The sequence below is a fragment of the Sphingopyxis sp. Root154 genome (assembly GCF_001427105.1).
Taxonomy (GTDB): domain Bacteria; phylum Pseudomonadota; class Alphaproteobacteria; order Sphingomonadales; family Sphingomonadaceae; genus Sphingopyxis.
Map to the genome: position 1 here is coordinate 250,457 of NZ_LMGI01000004.1, position 19,973 is coordinate 270,429.

Here is a 19,973-nt window from a genome sequence, read left to right on the forward strand (position 1 = left end):
GTGCCCAGGCTGACCGCGACCGCCGGGCTGGCCATGCTCGCCGCGCTGTCGCTCGGCGCCTGCGACCGGAACCCGGCGACCAAGGCGGGCGGCAGCGACAAGGCGCCGCAGATCGCCAAATCCGAACGCGTGCCACAGGAAGTCGGCGGCATCGAAGGCGCGACCCCGATGGCGGACCGCGTCGCCGTCGTCGGCCTGCTCAACAAGCGTAACGGGCTCGTCCGCGATCTCGAGATGAAGCCCGGCGAAACGGCGCGCGTCGGCCGCGCGATCGTGCGGCTCCGCGCATGCGAGCAAACCGCGCCGTGGGAGGATCCGCCCGAGACGGGTGCGTTCGTCCAGCTGACGGTGCAGGATCAGCGCGACGACAAATGGTATCGCGTCTTTTCGGGCTGGATTTTCCGCGAGCGGCCCGACCGCAACGTGATCCAGCACCCGATCTATGACGTCTTCGTCAAAAGCTGCGCGATGACATATCCGGGCGGCGAACCCGTCGCGCGTTCGGCGCCGAAATCGGGCGCCGCTGCAGCGCCCAAGGCGTCGAGGGCGCCCCAGTCGCCCGCGACGAACGGCGGCGAGGGCATAGCAGCGCCCGTCGCCCCGCCAGTCGTTCCGGCCCCGGCGCCCAAGGCCGCGGCACCGTCGCCCCCCGCCAACACCGAATAGAGCCGCGCAAGATAGTCGGCCTGGCGGATTTCGATCGCGCCGAGGCTGGCAAGATGCGGGGTGATGAACTGGCAGTCGAGCAATTTCCAGCCGCCCGCGCGGAGCCGCGCGACGAGGTGCGCGAGCGCGACCTTCGAGGCATCGCGCGCGCGGCTGACCATCGATTCGCCGAAAAAGGCGCGGCCGAGCGTCACGCCGTAGAGCCCGCCCGCGAGCTCGCCATCCAGCCAGCATTCGACGCTGTGCGCATGGCCGAGCTGGAACAGCCGGTCGTAGCTCGCCCGGATCACCGGGTTGATCCACGTCGTCGGCCGGTCGTCGGCGGGCGCGGCGCAGAGCGCGACCATCTCGGCAAAGGCGGTATCGGTGGTGACGCGAAAGCGGTCGGACACGATCACCTTTTTCAGGCTGTGCGACAGGTGAAAGCCATCGAGCGGCAGGATCGCGCGCAGCCGCGGTTCGACCCAATGGACCGACGGGTCGTCCGCCCCGTCGGCCATCGGAAAAATGCCCTGAGCATAGGCGCTCAAAAGCAGCGCCGGGTCTATGGACTCGAAATGCTTCAGGACGCGGGCTTCACGAATTTCAGCGTCATGCGGTCCGATTCGCCGATCGCGACATATTTGGCGCGGTCGGTCTCGCCCTCGGTCAGGTTCGGCGGCAGCGTCCAGACACCCTTGGGATAATCCTTGGTGTCCTTGGGATTGGCGTTGATCTCGCTCTCGCCCGCCAGCTTGAAGCCCGCGGCTTCGGCGAAGGCGACGATCGAGCTTTTCTTCATATAGCCCGATTTCTCTTCCTTCGCGCTGTCGTCGCTTTCATTGAGGCGATGTTCGACGACGCCGAGTGTGCCGCCGGGTTTGAGCATCGCGAAAATCTGCTTGAAGGCGTTCGCGGTGTTGTCGGTGCCGTCGAAGCGCCAGTTATGGACGTTGCGAAAGGTCAGCACGACATCGGCGCTGCCGTCGGGGACCTTCGGGTTGGTGCCCGCATTGGGGAATTCGGCGAGCTTTACCGCACCATAAACGTCGGCATTCTCGGTCTGCTTGGTTTTGACGCGATTGAGGCCGCGTTCCCACGGCGCCGCGACGTAGAGCGTACCGCCGCCAGCCTTGGCGAGCGGGGCGAGGATTTCGGTGTACCAGCCGCCGCCGGGCCACAGCTCGACCACGGTGTCGCCGGGCTTCACGCCAAAGAAGGCGAGCGTTTCGGCGGGGTGGCGATATGTGTCGCGCGGCGTGTTCGTTGCCGTGCGGGTCGGCGCTGCGACGGCGGCGGCGATCGCATCGTGCGCCTTGTGCGCGGCGTGGGCGTCATGCTGCATCGCGGTCGCGGGGACGGCGATCAGGGCGGCGGCACTTGCAACCAGTAACAGGGAACGCATATGGGGCACCTCTCTCCAGGGGAAGGCCCTGTTTGCGAAGGGATGCGCGGCAATGCAAGTGTCCATGCTGTCAGTCGGGATCGGTGCCGCGATTCTGTTCGGTGTGGCCGAGGTCGCGAGCTGGCGCCGCAACAACCGCCGCGACGTCGACAATGTCGGTTTCATGCCCTGGCGCGGGATCGCGCTCGCGTCGGCGGCGGTGGCGCTGTTCGCGACGGCGTTCTGGCTCGCCGGGAAATAAACCTTCTCCCCTTGGCGGAGTTGGATGAGGGTCTCTGCCCCTGCTTTCGCGCGCCTCGTTTATACCCTCACCCAGCTTCGACCAGGCAGCAAGCTGCCAAGTCTTTGCATCCCTCTCCCCCAAGGGGAGAGGGGGGAGGTTAGAGGCAGGCTTCGAGATAGGGCTGGTCGAAGCCGTACTGGCGCGCCTTTTCCAGCGTATAGGGGCGCAGGCCCATCGCGCGATATTCGCCGACGATCTTGCCGTCCTTGTCCTCGTCGAGATATTCGAACTTGAAGAGTTCCTGGGTGACGATGACGTCGCCTTCCATGCCGATCACCTCGGTGACGTTGGTGACGCGGCGCGAACCGTCGCGCAGGCGCTTGATCTGGACGATCAGGTCGACCGAATCGGCGATCTGCTTCGAAATCGCTTCCTTCGGAATCTTGATGTCGCCCATCAGAACCATGTTTTCCATACGGCCGAGGCATTCGCGGGGTGAGTTGCTGTGGAGCGTACACATCGAGCCATCGTGACCGGTGTTCATCGCGGCGAGGAGGTCGAAACACTCCGCGCCGCGAACTTCGCCCATGATGATGCGGTCGGGACGCATACGCAGGGCGTTCTTGACGAGGTCGCCCATGTGGATGGCGCCATTGCCCTCGAGGTTCGCGGGGCGCGTTTCGAGCGGCAGCCAGTGCGGCTGTTGCAGGCGAAGTTCGGCGGCATCCTCGATCGTCAGCACGCGTTCGCCGGGGTCGATCATCTTCGACAGCGCGTTGAGCATCGTCGTCTTGCCCGAGCCCGTACCGCCCGAGATGACGATGTTGAAACGGCTGGCGCCCGCGATCTTCAGCGCGGTGCACATCTTCTGGCTCATCGCGCCCCATTGGCAGAGCATGTCGAGCGTGATCGGCTTGGCCGAGAATTTACGAATCGAGATCGCGGTGCCGCGCAGCGAGAGCGGCGGGACGATGACGTTGACGCGGCTGCCGTCCTTGAGGCGGGCGTCGGCGAGCGGGGTGGTCTGGTCGACGCGGCGACCGACGAGGTTGCAGATGCGCTGCGCGATCTGGAACAGATGCTGTTCGTCGCGGAACTGGATCGGCGCGATGACCAGCTGGCCCTTGCGTTCGATATAGGTCTGGTAGGGTCCGTTGACCATGATGTCCGAAATGTCGGGGTCGGCGAGCAGTTCTTCGAGCGGGCCGAAACCGAGCAGCTCGTCGACGAGCACCTTTTCGAGCGCGAACTGTTCGCGGCGGTTCAAGGTGATGCGCAGTTCCGCGAGCACTTCGAGGATGATCGGACGGAATTCCTCGGTCAGCTCGTCCTTGTTGAGTGTCGCCGCCGCTTCGGGATCGACGCGTTCGAGCAGGCGCGGCAGCACCTGTTCCTTGATCTTGTGGACACTCGCTTCAAAGCCTTGCGCCTTTTCGGGCTCCATCGCCTCGGCGGTCGACCGCTGGTTCAGCCGCTCCATCGCCTCTTCTTCGGGCGTCAGGTTCGACGGCATCTGCGGGATTTCGACCGGGCTGTCGATCGCGGGGAACTGCGTTCCGCCCGGCACGCCAGGACCAGTCTGCATCGGCTTGGCCACGCCAAAGGCGGGGCGGCCAGCGGTTCCGGGTCGGCGTCCGAATGCACTCATCGGTTTTTCCTGCTTCCATATCATCGGGAGCATCGCTGCCTGAGCAGACGAACCCCCATCCGACACGGTGAATAAACCGGAAACTTTGACATTGTCCTAATGCGACGGGCGATTGCGCGCAGGCATAAAAAAAGTCCGCATCCGTGAAGGATGCGGACTTTTGATCGCCGTGGACGGCGGAAGCAATCAGCTTGCGATATGCTCGGCCAGAACGGTGAGGCCCGCTTCGTTAACCTCGGCAAAGCCGCCTTCGACCTCGATCACCTCGGGCGCGGCGCCCGCGGTCGCATAGATGGTCAGCGGGCCGTTGCGCAGCGTCGCCATGAAGGGCGCGTGACCTTCGAGCACCGAAAAATCGCCTTCGCTGCCGGGCACGGTAACCATGTGGACGTCGATCGACCGTTCGAGGCGGGCGGGAGTGACGAGTTCGAACTTCAGAGCCATGATATGTCCTTAAACCCCTCCCGCACGGGGAGGGGTGTAGGTGTGTTACGCGTCTTCGGCGAGCTTCGCGGCCTTGGCGACCGCTTCGTCGATGCCGCCGACCATGTAGAAGGCCGCTTCGGGCAGATGGTCATATTCGCCATCGACCACCGCCTTGAACGACTTCACCGTGTCTTCGATCGCCACGAATTTGCCGGGGATGTTGGTGAAGACTTCGGCGACGTGGAACGGCTGCGACAGGAAGCGCTGGATCTTGCGCGCGCGGGCGACGACCAGCTTATCTTCTTCCGAAAGCTCGTCCATGCCGAGAATCGCGATGATGTCCTGAAGCGACTTGTACTTCTGCAGCGTTTCCTGAACGCGGCGGGCGGTTTCATAATGCTCCTGCCCGACGATCGCGGCGGTCAGCACGCGGCTGGTCGAATCGAGCGGATCGACCGCCGGATAGATGCCGAGTTCCGAAATCGCGCGGTTCAGCGTCGTCGTCGCGTCCAGGTGGGCGAACGAGGTTGCCGGGGCAGGGTCGGTAAGGTCATCCGCGGGAACGTAGATGGCCTGCACCGAGGTGATCGAGCCCTTGTTGGTCGAGGTAATGCGTTCCTGCAGCGCGCCCATGTCGGTCGACAGCGTCGGCTGGTAACCCACGGCCGACGGAATACGGCCGAGCAGCGCCGACACTTCCGAACCCGCCTGCGTAAAGCGGAAGATGTTGTCGACGAAGAAGAGCACGTCCTGGCCTTCCTGATCGCGGAAATATTCGGCGATCGTCAGGCCCGAGAGCGCGACGCGAGCGCGGGCGCCCGGGGGTTCGTTCATCTGGCCGAACACCAGCGCAACCTTCGAACCTTCGGGGGTCGGGTTGCCGTCCTTGTCCTTGGCGATAACGCCCGCGTCGAGGAATTCGTGATAGAGATCGTTGCCTTCGCGGGTGCGTTCACCGACGCCCGCGAACACCGACGTACCACCATGGCCCTTGGCGATGTTGTTGATCAGTTCCTGGATGAGCACAGTCTTGCCGACGCCCGCGCCGCCGAACAGGCCGATCTTGCCGCCCTTTGCGTAAGGCGCGATCAGGTCGATGACCTTGATGCCGGTGACGAGGATGCTCGATTCGGTCGACTGGTCGACGAATTCGGGAGCCTTGGCGTGGATCGGCGCGCGGCTGGCGGCGTTCACCGGGCCCTGTTCGTCGATCGGCTCGCCGATGACGTTGAGGATGCGGCCGAGCGTCTGCGGGCCGACGGGGACCGAGATCTGCGCGCCGGTGTCGGTGACGGGCTGGCCGCGGGTCAGGCCATCGGTCGCGTCCATCGCGATCGTGCGGACGGTGTTCTCACCGAGGTGTTGCGCGACTTCGAGGACAAGGCGGTTGCCGTTGTTGTCGGTTTCGAGCGCGTTCAGAATCGCGGGCAGGGTGCCGGTGAACTGGACGTCGACGACGGCGCCGATGACCTGTGCGATGCGGCCCGTGGCGGTTCCGGTGCTCGCGGCCTTGGGGGCGGCGGCCTTCTTCGGCGCAGCAGCCTTGGGCGCGGCGGCCTTCTTGGCGGGTGCCTTCTTTTCAGCGGGTGCGGTAGCCATGGTCTTCTTCCTTGGGTTGATCGATTAGAGCGCTTCGGCGCCCAGTTCTTCGCGGAGCTACAGCGCTTCCGCGCCAGCAATAATTTCGATGAGTTCGGTCGTGATCGCCGCCTGACGCGTGCGGTTGTAGATGATGGTCAGCTTGTTGATCAGGTCGCCCGCGTTGCGCGTCGCATTGTCCATCGCGGTCATCGACGCACCCTGTTCGGACGCGGCGTTTTCAAGGATACCCTTGAAGATCTGGATCGTGATGTTGCGCGGCAGCAGGTCGGCGAGGATCGCTTCCTCGTCGGGCTCATATTCGACCGCGGCGCCGCTCGACGCCGGAACGTCGGCCGGAGCGGGAACGGGGATCAGCTGCTGGCCGGTCGCTTCCTGGAGGAGCGCGGAACGGAACTTCGAATAGAAGAGATGCGCGACGTCGAACACGCCGGCTTCGTACATCTCCATGACCTTCGCCGAGACTTCGTGCGCCTGGTCGAAGCCGATGTCGCGGATGCCGGTCGTCTCATACAGCTCGGTGATCTGGCCTGCGAACAGGCGTCCGATGACCGGACGGCCCTTGCGGCCGATCAGGTAGAAGAGAACCTTCTTGCCCTGCGCCTGCAGTTCGAGCGCCTTGTCGCGCGCCGCCTTGACGATGTTCGAGTTGAACGCGCCGGCGAGGCCGCGGTCGCTGTTGAGCACGACGAGCAGGTGCGTGTCGCTCTTGCCCGTACCCGCGAGCAGCTTCGGCGCGCTGTCCGACCCGCCGACCTTCGACGCCAGGCTGGCGACGACGCCTTCGAGGCGCGTCGCATAGGGACGCGCGGCTTCGGCAGCCGCCTGCGCCTTGCGCAGCTTTGCCGCCGCGACCATTTTCTTGGCCTTGGTGATCTTCTGGGTCGATTTGACCGAGTTGATCCGCCCTTTGAGTTCTTTCAGGTTTGCCATGAAGGCCCCTATATTTCGTCATCCCGGCCGAGGCCGGGACGACGTAAACCTTTAAGCGAAAATCTTGGCGAACGCTTCGAGCGCGGCAACGAGGCCCTTCTTGGCGTCGTCGCCAAGATCCTTGGTGTCGCGAATCGTCTTGAGCACGCCGGCATGGTCGCTGCGCAGATAGGCGATCATCGCCGCTTCGTAGCGCGAGACGTCGGTGGTCGCGACATTGTCGAGATAACCGTTGGTGCCGGCGAAGATCGACGCGGTCTGCTCTTCGAACGGCATCGGCTGGAACTGCGGCTGCTTCAGGAGCTGCGTCAGGCGCGCGCCGCGGTTGAGCAGCTTCTGCGTCGACGCGTCGAGGTCCGAACCGAACTGCGCGAAGGCTTCCATCTCGCGATACTGCGCGAGTTCGAGCTTGATCGAGCCCGACACCTTCTTCATCGCTTTGGTCTGCGCGGCCGAGCCGACGCGCGACACCGACAGACCCACGTTAATGGCGGGGCGGATACCGGCGTTGAAGAGGTTGGTTTCGAGGAAGATCTGGCCGTCGGTGATCGAAATCACGTTGGTCGGGATGTAGGCCGAAACGTCGCCCGCCTGCGTTTCGATGATCGGCAGCGCGGTCAGCGAGCCAGAACCATTGTCGGCGTTCATCTTTGCCGAACGCTCGAGCAGGCGGCTGTGGAGATAGAAGACGTCGCCGGGGTAAGCTTCGCGGCCCGGCGGGCGGCGCAGCAGCAGCGACATCTGGCGGTAAGCGACGGCCTGCTTCGACAGATCGTCATACACGATCACGGCGTGCATGCCGTTGTCGCGGAAATATTCGCCCATCGTGCAGCCCGTGTAGGGTGCGAGGAACTGCAGCGGAGCGGGCTCCGACGCGGTCGCGGCGACGACGATCGAATATTCCATCGCGCCATTTTCTTCGAGCTGGCGGACGATCTGCGCGACGGTCGAGCGCTTCTGGCCGATCGCGACATAGATGCAATAGAGCTTCTTGCTCTCGTCATCGCCCGCGTTGGCTTCCTTCTGGTTGATGAAGGTGTCGATCGCGACGGCGGTCTTGCCGGTCTGGCGATCGCCGATGATCAGTTCGCGCTGGCCGCGGCCGACGGGGACGAGGGCGTCGAGCGCCTTGAGGCCGGTCTGGACGGGTTCGTGCACCGAGGTGCGCGGGATGATGCCCGGCGCCTTCACTTCGACGCGCATGCGCTTCTCGGCCTTGATCGGGCCCTTGCCGTCGATCGGATTGCCGAGGCCATCGACGACGCGGCCGAGCAGACCCTTGCCGACGGGAACGTCGACGATCGTGCCGGTGCGCTTGACGGTGTCGCCTTCCTTGATCTCGGCGTCCGAGCCGAAGATCACGATGCCGACGTTGTCGGCTTCGAGGTTGAGCGCCATGCCCTGCACGCCATTGGCGAATTCGACCATTTCACCGGCCTGGACGTTGTCGAGGCCGTGGACGCGGGCGATGCCGTCGCCGACCGACAGAACCTTGCCGATTTCGCTGACCGTTGCGTCGGTGCCGAAATTGGCGATCTGGTCCTTGATGACCTTGCTGATTTCAGCGGCGCGGATTTCCATGGTTTAGCCTTTCATCGCCTGTGCGAAGCTATTGAGACGGGTACGGATGCTGCCGTCGATCAGCTGGCTGCCCAGCTGGACGACGAGACCGCCAAGGATGGCGGGGTCGACGGTCGCGGCGACGGTGACGTCGCGCCCGACACGGGATTTGAGGTTCGCGGTCAGCTCTTTCAGCTGCGCGGCCGAAAGCGGGTGCGCGCTGGTGACCTTGGCGGTCACTTCGCCGCGGTGATCGGCAACGATCGCGTCGAACGCGTCGATCATCCTGGGCAGATCGGCGAGGCGGCGATTCTCGGCGAGCACGCCGAGGAACTTCGCGGTCAGCGAATCAAGCTTCATCGCCTTGCCGACCGCGGCGATGGCGTTCGCGGCATCGGTGCGGCCAACGACCGGGCTGGCGATCAGCGCCGTCAGGTCGGCCGATTCGGCGAGGCCGGCGCGAAGCGTCGCGAGACTCTTGGCGACCGCGTCGATCGCGTTCGATTCGCGCGCCAGATCGAACAAAGCGACCGCATAACGGCCCGCGAGGCCCGCCGTGATGTTGCCCTGAATGCCGCCGGAATTCTCCACGCGTGAAAGTCCTTTGTTGCTATCCCGTGGGGGATGGGTCGCGCGCTTTTGCGGGATATTCGACGAATGTCCCCCACGCGAAGTCGCGGCGCGCCTAGCAACGATTTTGCTGCAATGCAAGGCGGGCGGGCGATTGCTTTTGCCCCTTCGTGCGATAGGGACGGGCTAACCAAAAAATATGACGTCGAAGGGAAGGTGCACGATGGGCGAGATGATCCGGATGACGATGGACGATGGCGCCGAAATCGCGGTCTATCACGCCCGGCCCGACGGCGCCCGGCGCGGCGGGCTGGTGCTGATCCAGGAAATCTTCGGGGTCACCGACCATATCCGCGAGATGTGCGACGAGTTTGCCGCCGAGGGCTATGAGGTGCTGTCGCCCGCGCTGTTCGACCGCGAGCATCCGGGGTTCGAGAGCGATTATTCGGGGCCGCAGTTCCAGCGTGCGGTGCAGCTGGCGCGCGAGCTGCATCCCTTCGAGCAGAGCCTGAAGGATGCGCAGACGTGCATCGATGCGCTGAAAGGTAAGGGGCCGGTGTTCATCACCGGCTATTGCTATGGCGGGTCGGTCGCATGGCGGATGGCGCAGATCAGCTCGGACCTCGCGGCGTCTTCGGCCTATTATGGCAGCCTTGTGCCGACGATGTTCAAGGACGAGGCACCCGCCTGCGCGGCGATCGCCCATTTCGGCCGCTTCGATGATGGCATCCCGATGGAGGGCGTCGAGGCGCTGGTCGCGAAGGATCACCCGACCGCGCAGATCTTCGTCTATGAGGCGGGGCACGGCTTCAACAGCGACCGGCGCAAGGATTATCACGAAGCGAGCGCCGATCTGGCGCGCGAGCGCACGCTGATGCTGTTCAAGGCGTGCGGGGGATGAGACTTGTCTTCATCCATGGTCCCGCGGCGTCGGGCAAGCTGACCATCGCGCGCGAACTTGCGGCGCTCACCGGCTTGCCGCTGTTCCATAATCATCTGGTCGTCGATGCGCTGCTGGCGGTCTTCCCCTTCGGCAGCGACGCTTTCGTCAAACTGCGCGAGACGATGTGGATGGATGTATTTCGCGCGGCCGCGGCCTGCGGGCGATCGCTGATCTTCACCTTTCATCCCGAGGCGAGCGTCGCCCCCGATTTTCCAGAGCGCGTCGTAGCGCTGGTCGAACAAGCCGGAGGACAGGTCGATTTCGTCGCGCTGACATGCGCGCGCGCGATTGTCGAAGCCCGTCTCGATGCGCCGTCGCGGCAGGCGAGCGGCAAATTGTCATCGGTTGCATTGTATCGCGAACTCGCGGCGAAGGGCGCCTTTGCCTATCCCGCGCTTCCCGCCGCGCGGGTCGCGGTCGATTCGGGCGCCATGCGCCCCGCCGAAGCGGCAGAGCGGATTCGCGCCGCGCTCGGCCTCGGATAGCGCACGAAGGGTGAAGCTCGCGCTGAACCTGCTACTGGCGCTTTCCGTCTTCGCGCTCGTCGCAGCGACGCTGCTCTTTACGCAGCAGCGCCGGCTGATCTTTCCGGCGCCGGCCGACTATGTGCAGACGCCGCCGCCAGGCTTTCGCCTCGTCCACACCCGCACCGATGACGGCTTGCGGCTTTCCGCTTTCTATCGCCCCGCGATGCCGGGACGGAAGACGATCCTCTTTTTCCACGGCAATGGCGACAATATGCTGGGCGCGATCGAGGCGACGCGCGGACCGGCGGCGGCGGGGCACGGGCTGATGCTCGTCGAATATCGCGGCTATGGCGGCAATCCGGGCTCGCCGGACGAGGCGGGGCTGTATCGCGATGGGGAGGCGGCGATGCGCTGGCTCGCCGAGGCGGGGGTCGAGCCGCGAAATATCGTCCTTGTCGGCAATTCGATCGGTTCGGGGCCTGCAACCGAAATCGCGTTACGGCATGATGTCGCGGCGCTGATGCTCGTCTCGGGGCTTGCCGACCTGCCTTCGGTGGTGAAAAGCCAGGTCCCGGTCGTTCCGCGCCGGCTGGTGCGTGACCGGTTCGACAATGCGGCCAAGCTGGCCCGCGTGAAGGCGCCCGTCTATCTGATGCACGGCGACGCCGATACGCTCGTGACGCCCGTCAATCTCGAGCGGCTCGCCGGCGCACGCCCCGACGCTACCGTGGCTCGCGTCGCGGGCGCGGGGCACGAGCTGGCCTACACGGCCCCTGCGCAGGCGATTCTCACCGAATGGGTTGGCGGACTCCGCTGACGGTCAGCCGCCGGGCGCCGGTTTGACCGCCGCCCCCGACGCGGGCTGGCAGCGATAGACGAGCCGTTCGTTCGGGGTGGCGGGAAGCGCGCTGCGGATCGCGTCCTGTTGCGCGGCTAGCCCCGCGAGCTCGTCCGGATTGGCGGTGCAGCTCTTCAGCGTGACCGTCGCGCGCGTCTCGCGTGCCTTCGTCATCGTTTCGGCATCGAGCAGATAGCGGTCGACGCGATAATCGCGCCCGGTCGAATCGATCGACGCGACGGTGACGGTCGCCTCGTCGTTCGGCACGAGGATGCGTTGCCAGCGGTCGTCGGGCCCTCTCGTATATTGCGTGCGCCCGTTGACGCAGCCGCCCTTGCCGATGGCGATCGGGACGTCGGTCGTCGCCGACACGGTGATGCGGCTGCGGTCGGGGCGGATCGTGCAGAGGAAATTGCCCTGCGCGAGCTTCGGGGTTGCGGTGGCAGCGGCGGTCGCCGCTTCCTCCGCGATCTCGGCGTGCGCGTCGGGGCGCGTTGCGAACAATATCGCGGCCCCGAGCATCAGCACCGCGCCCGCGCCGCCAGCAATCTTGGCGTTACGCAGATTCTTCTGGCTGTAGAAGAGCAGGCCGGCGCCCGCGGCGAGCGCGCCGATCACGAAGAACACGCCCGCGAGCGCGATGCGGTTTTCGCGCGCGGCGAGCGCGTCTTCCTCGGCGCGCGCCTGCTTCAATTCACGGTCGAGCCGGGCGGCGGCGTCCTTCGCGGCATTCGCCTCGGCGCTCGCGCGCGCTTCGGCGTCGATCGCGGCGCGGTCGCGGGCATCGGCTTCGGCGAGCGACAGGCACGGCGTGCCGACGCTGCTATATTGCTGGTTCGCATCGGCGAGGAAGCGCATGAGCTCGCGCCCGGAAATGGCAAAGGCGAAGGGCGAATCGCCGTCGTCGGCGCGCGTGATCGCGGTGTTGATCCCGGTGATGCGGCCGCACTGATCGACGAGCGGGCCGCCCGAATTGCCGCGCGAGATCTTGGCGGTGTGGATCAGCATCGCGACCCCGTCGACCGCCTGCGTGTTCGACATATTGCCCTCGCTGCGCGTCGGGGTGCGCGGGGTGATATAATCGTTGGCGCTGCGCGCGGTCGCAAGGTCGACATTGCCCGGATAGCCCAAGGCCACAACATCGGCGCCCGAATCGAGCGGGCCGGTGTAGATCGCAGCGGCGGGCAGGCGGCCCTCGGTGATCTCGATCAGCGCAAGGTCGCGCGCGGTGTCGATCGCGATCAGCTTGCCCGCGAAACTCTTCTGCCCTTCGGACGGGACGACGCCCAAGGCGACATTGTCGGGATATTTGGCGGCCGATTCGACGACATGCGCATTGGTGACGATCCGCGTCGGCGAGATCGCGATGCCGCTGCCGTGCCCGAAACCGACGACCTCGCCATCGACCATCGCGACGGTGACGACGCGCACGACGCTACGCGACGCGGCGCTGATATCGTCGGCGGCGTGCGCCGGAAGGGAGAGGGCCGGAAGCGAGAGGGTCAGAAGGGCGAGCAGCAGCGCGAGGAGGCGGGTCATGGCGCGGAACCTAGTCGCTCGCGGCGGGAAGGCAAGCGCAGCTAGATATAAGGGCTCCACATCATCATCCACGCGCCGGCGCTGCCGGCCAGGATGACGAGGCCGCTGAAGGTGAGGATGATCGCGACGCCTTTTTTCGCGGCCAGCGTACCGTGCGAACCGGCGCGCAGATAGAGCTCGGCGAGTCCGAGCGGGATGAGCGAGCTGGCGAAGGCGAGGAAGATATCGAACGGCCCGTTGAGCGCCTTGCCGATCCCCGCGCCGCCGGTCGCCATGCCCCATGCCATATAGGCAACGCGCATGAACCATACCGCCGAGGCGACCGCGAAGAGGCGCAGCGTCCAGCGGCGGTGCTCGACAAAGCGGCGCGCGCGGGCGGCTCGCCACGCGAGCGCGGCGAAGGCGAGGATGAGCAGCGCGTCGAGCGTGATGCCGATCGCGCCGGCGAGCACGAGCCAGGTTTCGCGCACCCAGGTGAGCCACAGCCCGCCGAGCGCGAGGGTGACCGCGCTGACGAGGTAGAGCCGTCCGTTCCAGCGATGCGCCGCGGGCCAGCGGCTGCGGATCGCGGGGACAAGCTGGACGAGTCCGCCGAAGGTGATCACCGCCGCCATCAGCACATGCACCGCGAAGAAAAGATTGCCCGCGCCGTCGCCCGCGACAAATCCCTTGATCAGCGGCTTGCCGTTCCACGCCGCGAAATTGCCCGAGAGTGAGGAGGGATAATAGAAGAACAGGATGAACGCGGTGAAGAGCAACTGCCCCGCAGCTATGGCGAGGTAACAGAAGGTCGCGCTGCGCCTGAGCCAGTCGGTGCGGCGCGTGGGCCGTGCGGGTGCGATTGCTGCATTGATGCTTGCCATGGCCGACCCTCCATTTCCGGGGAGAGTGCGTCTTTCGCCATAGTGAGTCAATGATATAATACAGTAACACACTGGTGCTGAAATGTTTGAACGCAAGCATCGGGACGCGGCGCGAATCGGACCGTGGCATTGAATGTCCAACGCACGAGAAAGGATATTCCGATGACCTATTCGATCCAGGGCCTCAGCCCCGAACCCTTTGCCCCGCTCTTCGCGCTCGACGACGCCGGACTCGCCGCGCTCAACGCGCGCCGCGTTACCGCGACCGCCGATCGCGGCTTTCCGTGCCGCGTCAGCCTGGAGGATGCGAAGGCGGGTGAGGCGCTGATCCTGCTCCACCACATGAGCCACGATGTCGAAACGCCGTATCGCAGCGCTTATGCGATTTATGTGCGTCCCGGCGTCGAAGCGGCGACCTATCGCGACGAACTGCCCCCGGTGTTCGAGGGGCGCGCGCTCGCGCTGCGCGCCTTCGCTGCGGACGGCATGCTGCAAACCGCGCGGCTTGCGGGTCCGGGCGAGGCCGATGGTGCGATCCGCGACCTGTTCGAGGACGAGGGCATATCCTATATCGATGCCCACAACGCCGCCTATGGCTGTTTTGCCGCGCGAATCGAAAGGAATTGACCATGGACTTCAAGGCCATGACCGACGACGAGCGTTGGGAAGCAGTACAGGCGCGCGACAAGGCGCAGGACGGCCGTTTCGTCACCGGGGTGCTGACCACCGGCATCTATTGCCGGCCAAGCTGCGCGGCGCGCCATCCCTTGCGCCAGAATGTCCGCTTCTTCGCCGACGGCGACGCGGCGCGCGCCATGGGCCTGCGTCCGTGCAAACGCTGCCTGCCCGACGATGTCGCGCGCGACGAAAATGCGGTGATCAAGGCGATCGCGGCGATCAAGGGCAGCGAGGAGCCGCTCGCGCTCGGCGACCTTGCCGCGCGCACCGGCTATTCGCCGACGCATTTCCAGCGCGTCTTCACCCGTCATACCGGCCTTTCGCCCGCGGCCTATGCCCGCGCCCTCCGCGAAGAGCGCGCGCGGCAGGCGCTGAGCGACGGCAGCCGGGTGACCGACGCGATTTACGACGCGGGCTTTTCGGGGCCGTCGCGTTTCTATCAGAATATGGAAGGCCGCATGGGCATGACGGCGTCGGCGTGGGTCAACGGCGGCAAGGACACGGTGATCCACTGGGCGGTCGTGCCGACCAGCCTCGGCGAAATGCTCGTCGCGGCGACCGGGAAGGGCGTATGCCGCCTGAGTTTCGACGAAGGGCGCGAAGCCTTGGAAGAGCGTTTCCCTGCGGCCGAACTGGTCGAGGGCGGCGAAGAGTTTGAAGCTCTGCTGAAACAGGTGGTCGACGCGGTAGAGGCGCCGGTGAACGGCTTCGACCATATCCCGATCGACGTGAAGGGCACCGCCTTTCAGGAAGCGGTGTGGCGCGAACTGCGTAAGATTCCCGCGGGCGAGACGCGCAGCTATGCCGACATTGCCGCCGCGGTCGGCAAGCCCAGGGCGGTGCGCGCGGCCGGAAGCGCCAACGGCGCGAACAATGTCGCGGTGCTGATCCCGTGCCACCGCGTGGTACGCAGCGACGGAACGCTCGGCGGCTATGCCTATGGCCTGCCGATCAAGGAAGAATTGCTCAAGAGGGAGAGTTTTTGATGTCGGACAAGGTTGCTGAATTTCGCGCGCTGCACGTCCCCGGCGATCCGCTGATCCTGATCAACATCTGGGATGCGGGGAGCGCGAAGGCGGTTGCGGCCGCCGGCGCGAAGGCGATCGCGACGGGAAGCTGGGGCGTTGCGTCGGCGCACGGATCGTCCGACGGCGAGAATTTTCCGCTCGAAGCGGCGCTCGCCAACCTTGCGCAGATTCTGGCGGTCACCGATCTGCCCGTCACGATCGATATGGAAGCGGGCTATGGCGACGATCCCGCCGCGGTGGGCGAATCGGTGGCGCTGGCGCGCGAAGCCGGTGCGGCCGGCATCAATATGGAAGACCGGCTGCCCGGGCAGAAGGAACTGCTCGCCATTGCAGATGCCGCCGCACGCTACCGCGCTGCCGCCGACACCGGCATCTTCGTCAACGCGCGCTGCGACCTGTTCCTGGGGCAGGATGCGGCGAAGGACGGCGACGCGCTCGTTGCGGCAACGCTCGAACGCGCGCGCGCCTATGCCGACGCGGGCGCGGGGTCGCTGTTCGTGCCCTTCCTGCTCGACCCCAAATGCATCGACGCGATCTGCGACGCCTCGCCGTTGCCGGTGAACATCCTGCGCGGCAAGGGCGGCCCGACGCACAAGGAACTCGCCGCGCTCGGCGTTGCGCGGATCAGCCACGGGCACCAGCCGTGGGCGGCGGCGATGGCGTGGCTGGCGGGGCAGACCAAACAGGTATTGGGCGGCGCCGAACCCGATTATTGACAAAAGGCTAGTCGTCGTCGGCGTCGCCGGCGACGGCTTCTTTGCCAGTGCCCGCGGCGCCCGCGCGGCGGCTCTGCATCGCCTCTAGCCGCGCGAGCATCGCTTCGCCCCGGCCATTGTCGTGCGGATCGAAGGCCACCGTTCGCGCCAGCCGCACCGCACGATCGAACTCGCCCTGATTCGCGAGCGCGAAGGCATAAGCGACCCGCATCTCGATATTTTCCGGCGTGAGGACGAAGGCGCGCTCGAGCGCCTTGATCGCCATCTCGCTCGGCCGTTTACCTTCGGCCAGAAAGCTGTCGAAATAGGCGTAGAGCGGCACTGCGTCGTCGGGATCGGTGCGGTTGGCGAGCTGGATCGGCCTCCGCGCCTCGCGCCATGCGGCGGCGTCATCCTCTCCCTTTTCGCGCAGTTGATACAGCTTCAGCCGTCCGAGCAGGACATTGGCGCGGACATGGTCGGGCTTGGCCGCGAGCACCTTGTCCAGCGCGGCCTGCATCGCCGCAAGGTCGCGCTTGTCGCTGTCGATGTCCCATTCGGCGGCCGCAAGCTCGAACTGGACGTCAGCATTGGCTGGCTGTGCGGCTGCCAGTTTGCGCAGCGTATCGCGCGCTTTCGTCAGCCGCGCCGCGTCGCCGCGCGCATTCAGCCGTTCGAGCCGCGGCAGGATCACGGCATCTTCGTCCGCCGACAGCGGGGTGATCTTGATGTTGGTCGAGATAGGAACGGCATCGCGCGTGGTGCGGTAGCTGAGTTTGCCCTCGATATAGCGGTTCAGATCCTTGTCGAGCAGCGCCAGGTCGCCAAAGGCGTCGGTCGCCGCCTGTTTGGGGTCGGTCCCGTTGTTGATCGCACTCGTATAGGCGTTGATCTGGTCTCCCCGCGCGGCGCTGTGGAGGAGCATGTGGGTCAGGACCCATGCGCGGCCGTAATAGACATCCATCTGGCCGCTGTTGCGCATCGCGCCCGGTTGTTCGAACAACAGCCTCTCGGCCGGAATTTTTGGCATCGCGAGCAGGCCATAAGCGCGGCGGTAGACCGGATGGCCGATCATCGCGCGGCCCTGCTTGTCGAAATCGACGGTCGAATAATATTCGGCGAACCCTTCGATCAGCCACGACGGAAAGGCGGCGCGCAGGTGGCGCTTCATGAAATGGTGGCTGTATTCGTGGAACAGCACCTGCTGCGAAGCCGATGTACCGGTGACGCTGCTGCTGCCATTCTGGCGAAAGGACATGGCGAAGCTGCCGTCGCGGTCCTGCCGATAAAAGCCCGCGATTGACGCATTGCGCGATCCCGTTGCCAATTCCGCGACGTCGGGCGCGGCGGGCACCAGATAGATCGGCAGCTTGCTTTCCTCGCCGGGCGTTTCGACCTTGAAGAGCAGGCGCAGCGTGGTGTCGAACCGCTGCAGATTCTGGGCGAATTCGCGCAGCGATTTCTCGTTGCTCTCGCTGTAGATGATGAAACTGTCGGTGTCGGCGCGAAGCCATTTGGCCTCGGCAGCCCCCGCCATCCCGATCGCCGCGATCCCGGCCAGCAGGCCCAAACCGATTCTCTTCATTCTGCGCCCCCGCGTCGAAACCCCTGGGGGATGCTGCCAGCACGCCCGGTTACAGTAAAGCCCTGTTACGGCTAAACAAAGCTGTAGGGGTCGATGTCGATTGCGAGGCGCGCTTTTGCGGGCCAGTCGACGCTGCCGACCCACTCGCGGATCGTGCCCTGCAGGTCGAAGCTGCGCGGGGCGTGGAGCAGCAAGCGGAAACGGTGGCGGCCGCGCAGCATCGCGAGCGGCGCGGGGGCGGGCCCGTAAACGGCAAGACCTTCGGCGACCGGAGCCTTCGCCCCCAGCCGCTGCGCGACGCCGCGCGCGACCTCGATATCCTCCGACGAAATGACAAGCGCGGCGAAGCGGCCATAGGGGGGGGCGCCGGCGAATTTGCGCGCCGCGGCTTCGGCCGCATAAAATCCGTCGCGGTCGTTCGCGACGAGCGCCGCCATCACGGGCGCTTCGGGAACGCGCGTCTGGATCAGCACCTCGCCGGGCTTCACCCCGCGCCCGGCGCGCCCCGCGACCTGCGCAATCTGCTGGAAGGTGCGCTCGGAGGCGCGGAGGTCGCCGCCGTCGAGCCCGAGGTCGGCGTCGACGACGCCGACGAGCGTGAGGTTCGGGAAATGATAGCCCTTGGTGACGAGCTGCGTCCCGATGATGATGTCGACCAGCCCGCCCTCGACATTGTCGACGAACTCGGCCGCCTTCGCGGGCGACCAGAGCGTATCCGAGGTGACGATCGCGACGCGCGCCTCGGGTAAGCGCAGCGCGACCTCGTCGGCGACGCGCTCGACGCCGGGGCCGCACGCGACGAGGCTGTCCTCATCCTCGCATTCGGGGCAGAGCCGCGGCGGCGGCATGACATGGCCGCAATGGTGGCACGCGAGGCGGTGGACGAGGCGGTGCTCGACCATCCATGCGGTGCAGTTCGGGCACTGGATGCGGTGGCCGCAGGTGCGGCAGAGCGTCAGCGGTGCGAAGCCGCGGCGGTTGAGGAAGAGCAGACTCTGCTCGCCCTTCTGGAGCCGGTCGGCGAGTGCGTCGACGAGCGGCGGCGCGAGCCAGCGGCCGCGGTCGGGCGGGTCCTGCCGCATGTCGATCGCCGCGAGGTCGGGCAGCGTCGCGCCGCCGAAGCGCGCCGGGAGGACGATATGGCGGTAGCGTCCCGCCTCGACCATCGCGAGGCTTTCGAGCGCGGGGGTCGCGCTCGCGAGGACGACGGGAAGCCCTTCGAAATGTCCGCGCATCACCGCGACGTCGCGCGCGTGATAATGGACGCCGTCCTCCTGCTTGAAGCTCGTCTCGTGCGCCTCGTCGACGACGATGACGCCGAGGTTCGCATAGGGCAGGAAGAGCGCCGAGCGTGCGCCGACGACGATCTTGGCCTCGCCTGCGGCGATGCTGTGCCAGGCGCGGCGGCGCTCGGTCGAGCGCAGGCCCGAGTGCCACGCGACGGGCTCGCAGCCGAAGCGCGCGGCAAAGCGCGTCAGCATCGGTTCGGTCAGCGCGATTTCGGGGAGCAGCACCAGCGCCTGCTTGCCCGCATCGATCGCGGCGGCGATCGCCTCCATATAGACTTCGGTCTTGCCCGACCCGGTGACGCCGTCGAGCAGCAGCGTGTCGAATTTCGCGGCGTGCACCGCGTCCTTGAGCTGCGCGGCGGCGGCGGTCTGTTCGTCGGAAAGGTCGGGCGGGGCAAAGCCGCTGTCGGGCTCGGGGTAGGGCTGGTCGGCCGAGACGGTGACCGCTTCGAGCGCGCCGGTGTTCACGAGCCCGCGGATCACCGCGTCGCTGACCTCGGCGAGCGTCGCGAGTTCGCGCACCATGCCCTGCCGCTCGCCGATCGCCTCGAGCGCGACGATACGCTGCGGCGTCATCCGCGTGGGCAGTTCACCGGTGGCGCGATATTCGACGATCGGGCGGCGTGCGTCGGCGAAGGCGACCCCCGGCAGCACCATGCGCAGCACCGCGCCCGGCGGCGCGAGATAATAGTCGCTCGTCCATTCGACGAGGCGGCGCAAGGGGGCGGGCACCGGCGGGACGGGCACGACTTCGTAGAGATTGCGCAGGCGATTGTCGCCGACCGCCTCGGGCGCGCCGAAGCTCTCATCCTCCCACACCACGCCGCCCAATCGCCGCGGGCCGAGCGGCGCGACCACGACGCTGCCTAGCGGCGCCTCGCTTTCGCGCGGGACGCGATAGTCGAGCGGGCCGAGGGCGGCGGTGAGGAGGAGGACGCGGGCGCGGGTCATGGGCTGCGCAGGATATAGGGCGGCGGGTAAAATAGGAAAGCGCGGGGAGCGGTGCCCCTCATTCTTTCGTCATGCCGGACTTGATCCG

19 protein-coding genes and 1 pseudogene are annotated in these 19,973 nt (G+C 66.1%); 8 read left to right on the plus strand and 12 right to left on the minus strand.

Annotated features, from left to right (window positions below; all coding sequences use genetic code 11):
* Window positions 1-234: 234 nt before the first annotated feature.
* Window positions 235-405: pseudogene (locus ASD73_RS23355) on the plus strand (DUF2155 domain-containing protein); the annotation flags it as partial.
* Between the two features lie 35 nt (window positions 406-440).
* Here ASD73_RS23355 and aat read toward each other — a convergent pair.
* Together aat and ASD73_RS20860 are read right to left on the minus strand one after the other, a co-directional pair.
* Complete coding sequence (gene aat / locus ASD73_RS20855) at window positions 441-1,232, minus strand: leucyl/phenylalanyl-tRNA--protein transferase (RefSeq protein ID WP_082521751.1); 792 nt, start codon at window positions 1,230-1,232, stop codon at window positions 441-443.
* On the minus strand, window positions 1,229-2,050 hold the full coding sequence (locus ASD73_RS20860) for a class I SAM-dependent methyltransferase (protein WP_056367914.1): 822 nt from the start codon (window positions 2,048-2,050) through the stop codon (window positions 1,229-1,231). Before ASD73_RS20860 ends, aat begins: the two co-directional genes overlap by 4 nt.
* A 52-nt stretch (window positions 2,051-2,102) precedes the next feature.
* Between ASD73_RS20860 and ASD73_RS22885 the strand changes: the two genes are divergently transcribed.
* Window positions 2,103-2,291, plus strand: coding sequence for a hypothetical protein (locus ASD73_RS22885; RefSeq protein WP_156377494.1), 189 nt, complete (start codon window positions 2,103-2,105; stop codon window positions 2,289-2,291).
* 139 nt (window positions 2,292-2,430) lie between these two features.
* Here ASD73_RS22885 and ASD73_RS20865 read toward each other — a convergent pair whose 3' ends face one another.
* The 6 genes from ASD73_RS20865 to ASD73_RS20890 form a co-directional block, all read right to left on the minus strand.
* On the minus strand, window positions 2,431-3,921 hold the full coding sequence (locus ASD73_RS20865; protein ID WP_056368269.1) for a CpaF family protein: 1,491 nt from the start codon (window positions 3,919-3,921) through the stop codon (window positions 2,431-2,433).
* Window positions 3,922-4,107: 186 nt separating this feature from the next.
* The gene (locus ASD73_RS20870) at window positions 4,108-4,365 is read right to left on the minus strand and encodes an ATP synthase F1 subunit epsilon (protein ID WP_039577185.1); all 258 of its coding nucleotides are present in this window, start codon (window positions 4,363-4,365) and stop codon (window positions 4,108-4,110) included.
* A 45-nt stretch (window positions 4,366-4,410) separates the two neighbouring features.
* Complete coding sequence (atpD, locus tag ASD73_RS20875) at window positions 4,411-5,946, minus strand: F0F1 ATP synthase subunit beta (protein WP_235534633.1); 1,536 nt, start codon at window positions 5,944-5,946, stop codon at window positions 4,411-4,413.
* A gap of 57 nt (window positions 5,947-6,003) precedes the next feature.
* On the minus strand, window positions 6,004-6,879 hold the full coding sequence (locus tag ASD73_RS20880; protein WP_056367917.1) for a F0F1 ATP synthase subunit gamma: 876 nt from the start codon (window positions 6,877-6,879) through the stop codon (window positions 6,004-6,006).
* A gap of 51 nt (window positions 6,880-6,930) precedes the next feature.
* Window positions 6,931-8,460 carry a F0F1 ATP synthase subunit alpha gene (gene atpA, locus ASD73_RS20885; RefSeq protein WP_056367919.1) on the minus strand — a complete coding sequence of 510 codons (1,530 nt, stop codon included), beginning with the start codon at window positions 8,458-8,460 and terminating at the stop codon, window positions 6,931-6,933.
* A 3-nt stretch (window positions 8,461-8,463) separates the two neighbouring features.
* The gene (locus ASD73_RS20890) at window positions 8,464-9,030 is read right to left on the minus strand and encodes a F0F1 ATP synthase subunit delta (RefSeq protein WP_056367920.1); all 567 of its coding nucleotides are present in this window, start codon (window positions 9,028-9,030) and stop codon (window positions 8,464-8,466) included.
* A 202-nt stretch (window positions 9,031-9,232) separates the two neighbouring features.
* Here ASD73_RS20890 and ASD73_RS20895 point away from each other — a divergent pair, with 202 nt between their 5' ends.
* The 3 genes from ASD73_RS20895 to ASD73_RS20905 are packed head-to-tail and all read left to right on the plus strand — an operon-like array spanning window position 9,233 to window position 11,236.
* Window positions 9,233-9,910, plus strand: a complete 678-nt coding sequence (locus ASD73_RS20895) for a dienelactone hydrolase family protein (RefSeq protein WP_056367922.1) — start codon at window positions 9,233-9,235, stop codon at window positions 9,908-9,910.
* Window positions 9,907-10,437 carry a shikimate kinase gene (locus tag ASD73_RS20900; protein ID WP_056367924.1) on the plus strand — a complete coding sequence of 177 codons (531 nt, stop codon included), beginning with the start codon at window positions 9,907-9,909 and terminating at the stop codon, window positions 10,435-10,437. Before ASD73_RS20895 ends, ASD73_RS20900 begins: the two co-directional genes overlap by 4 nt.
* 10 nt (window positions 10,438-10,447) lie before the next feature.
* Window positions 10,448-11,236: an alpha/beta hydrolase gene (locus ASD73_RS20905; protein ID WP_056367925.1), complete on the plus strand. Its 789-nt coding sequence runs from the start codon at window positions 10,448-10,450 to the stop codon at window positions 11,234-11,236.
* Between the two features lie 3 nt (window positions 11,237-11,239).
* On the opposite strand, the gene ASD73_RS20910 is transcribed toward ASD73_RS20905, so the two are convergent.
* Both ASD73_RS20910 and ASD73_RS20915 read right to left on the minus strand, forming a co-directional pair.
* The gene (locus tag ASD73_RS20910; protein ID WP_056367927.1) at window positions 11,240-12,796 is read right to left on the minus strand and encodes a S1C family serine protease; all 1,557 of its coding nucleotides are present in this window, start codon (window positions 12,794-12,796) and stop codon (window positions 11,240-11,242) included.
* A 41-nt stretch (window positions 12,797-12,837) separates the two neighbouring features.
* On the minus strand, window positions 12,838-13,659 hold the full coding sequence (locus ASD73_RS20915; RefSeq protein ID WP_056367929.1) for a DUF2306 domain-containing protein: 822 nt from the start codon (window positions 13,657-13,659) through the stop codon (window positions 12,838-12,840).
* Window positions 13,660-13,821: 162 nt separating this feature from the next.
* On the opposite strand from ASD73_RS20915, the gene ASD73_RS20920 reads away from it, so the two are divergent.
* From ASD73_RS20920 to ASD73_RS20930, 3 genes are read left to right on the plus strand one after another with little or no spacing between them, the layout of a single operon-like run.
* Window positions 13,822-14,286: a DUF1203 domain-containing protein gene (locus tag ASD73_RS20920; protein WP_056367931.1), complete on the plus strand. Its 465-nt coding sequence runs from the start codon at window positions 13,822-13,824 to the stop codon at window positions 14,284-14,286.
* A 2-nt stretch (window positions 14,287-14,288) separates the two neighbouring features.
* Complete coding sequence (gene ada / locus ASD73_RS20925) at window positions 14,289-15,323, plus strand: bifunctional DNA-binding transcriptional regulator/O6-methylguanine-DNA methyltransferase Ada (protein WP_156377495.1); 1,035 nt, start codon at window positions 14,289-14,291, stop codon at window positions 15,321-15,323.
* Window positions 15,323-16,081, plus strand: a complete 759-nt coding sequence (locus tag ASD73_RS20930) for an isocitrate lyase/PEP mutase family protein (protein WP_056367935.1) — start codon at window positions 15,323-15,325, stop codon at window positions 16,079-16,081. Before ada ends, ASD73_RS20930 begins: the two co-directional genes overlap by 1 nt.
* Window positions 16,082-16,088: 7 nt before the next feature.
* Here the strand turns inward: ASD73_RS20930 and ASD73_RS20935 are convergent, their stop codons facing one another.
* Both ASD73_RS20935 and ASD73_RS20940 read right to left on the minus strand, forming a co-directional pair.
* Entirely contained in the window at window positions 16,089-17,645 is a 1,557-nt protein-coding gene (locus ASD73_RS20935; RefSeq protein ID WP_056367937.1) for a tetratricopeptide repeat protein, read from the minus strand.
* A 71-nt stretch (window positions 17,646-17,716) separates the two neighbouring features.
* Complete coding sequence (locus ASD73_RS20940) at window positions 17,717-19,885, minus strand: primosomal protein N' (protein ID WP_056376159.1); 2,169 nt, start codon at window positions 19,883-19,885, stop codon at window positions 17,717-17,719.
* Between the last annotated feature and the right edge of the window lie 88 nt (window positions 19,886-19,973).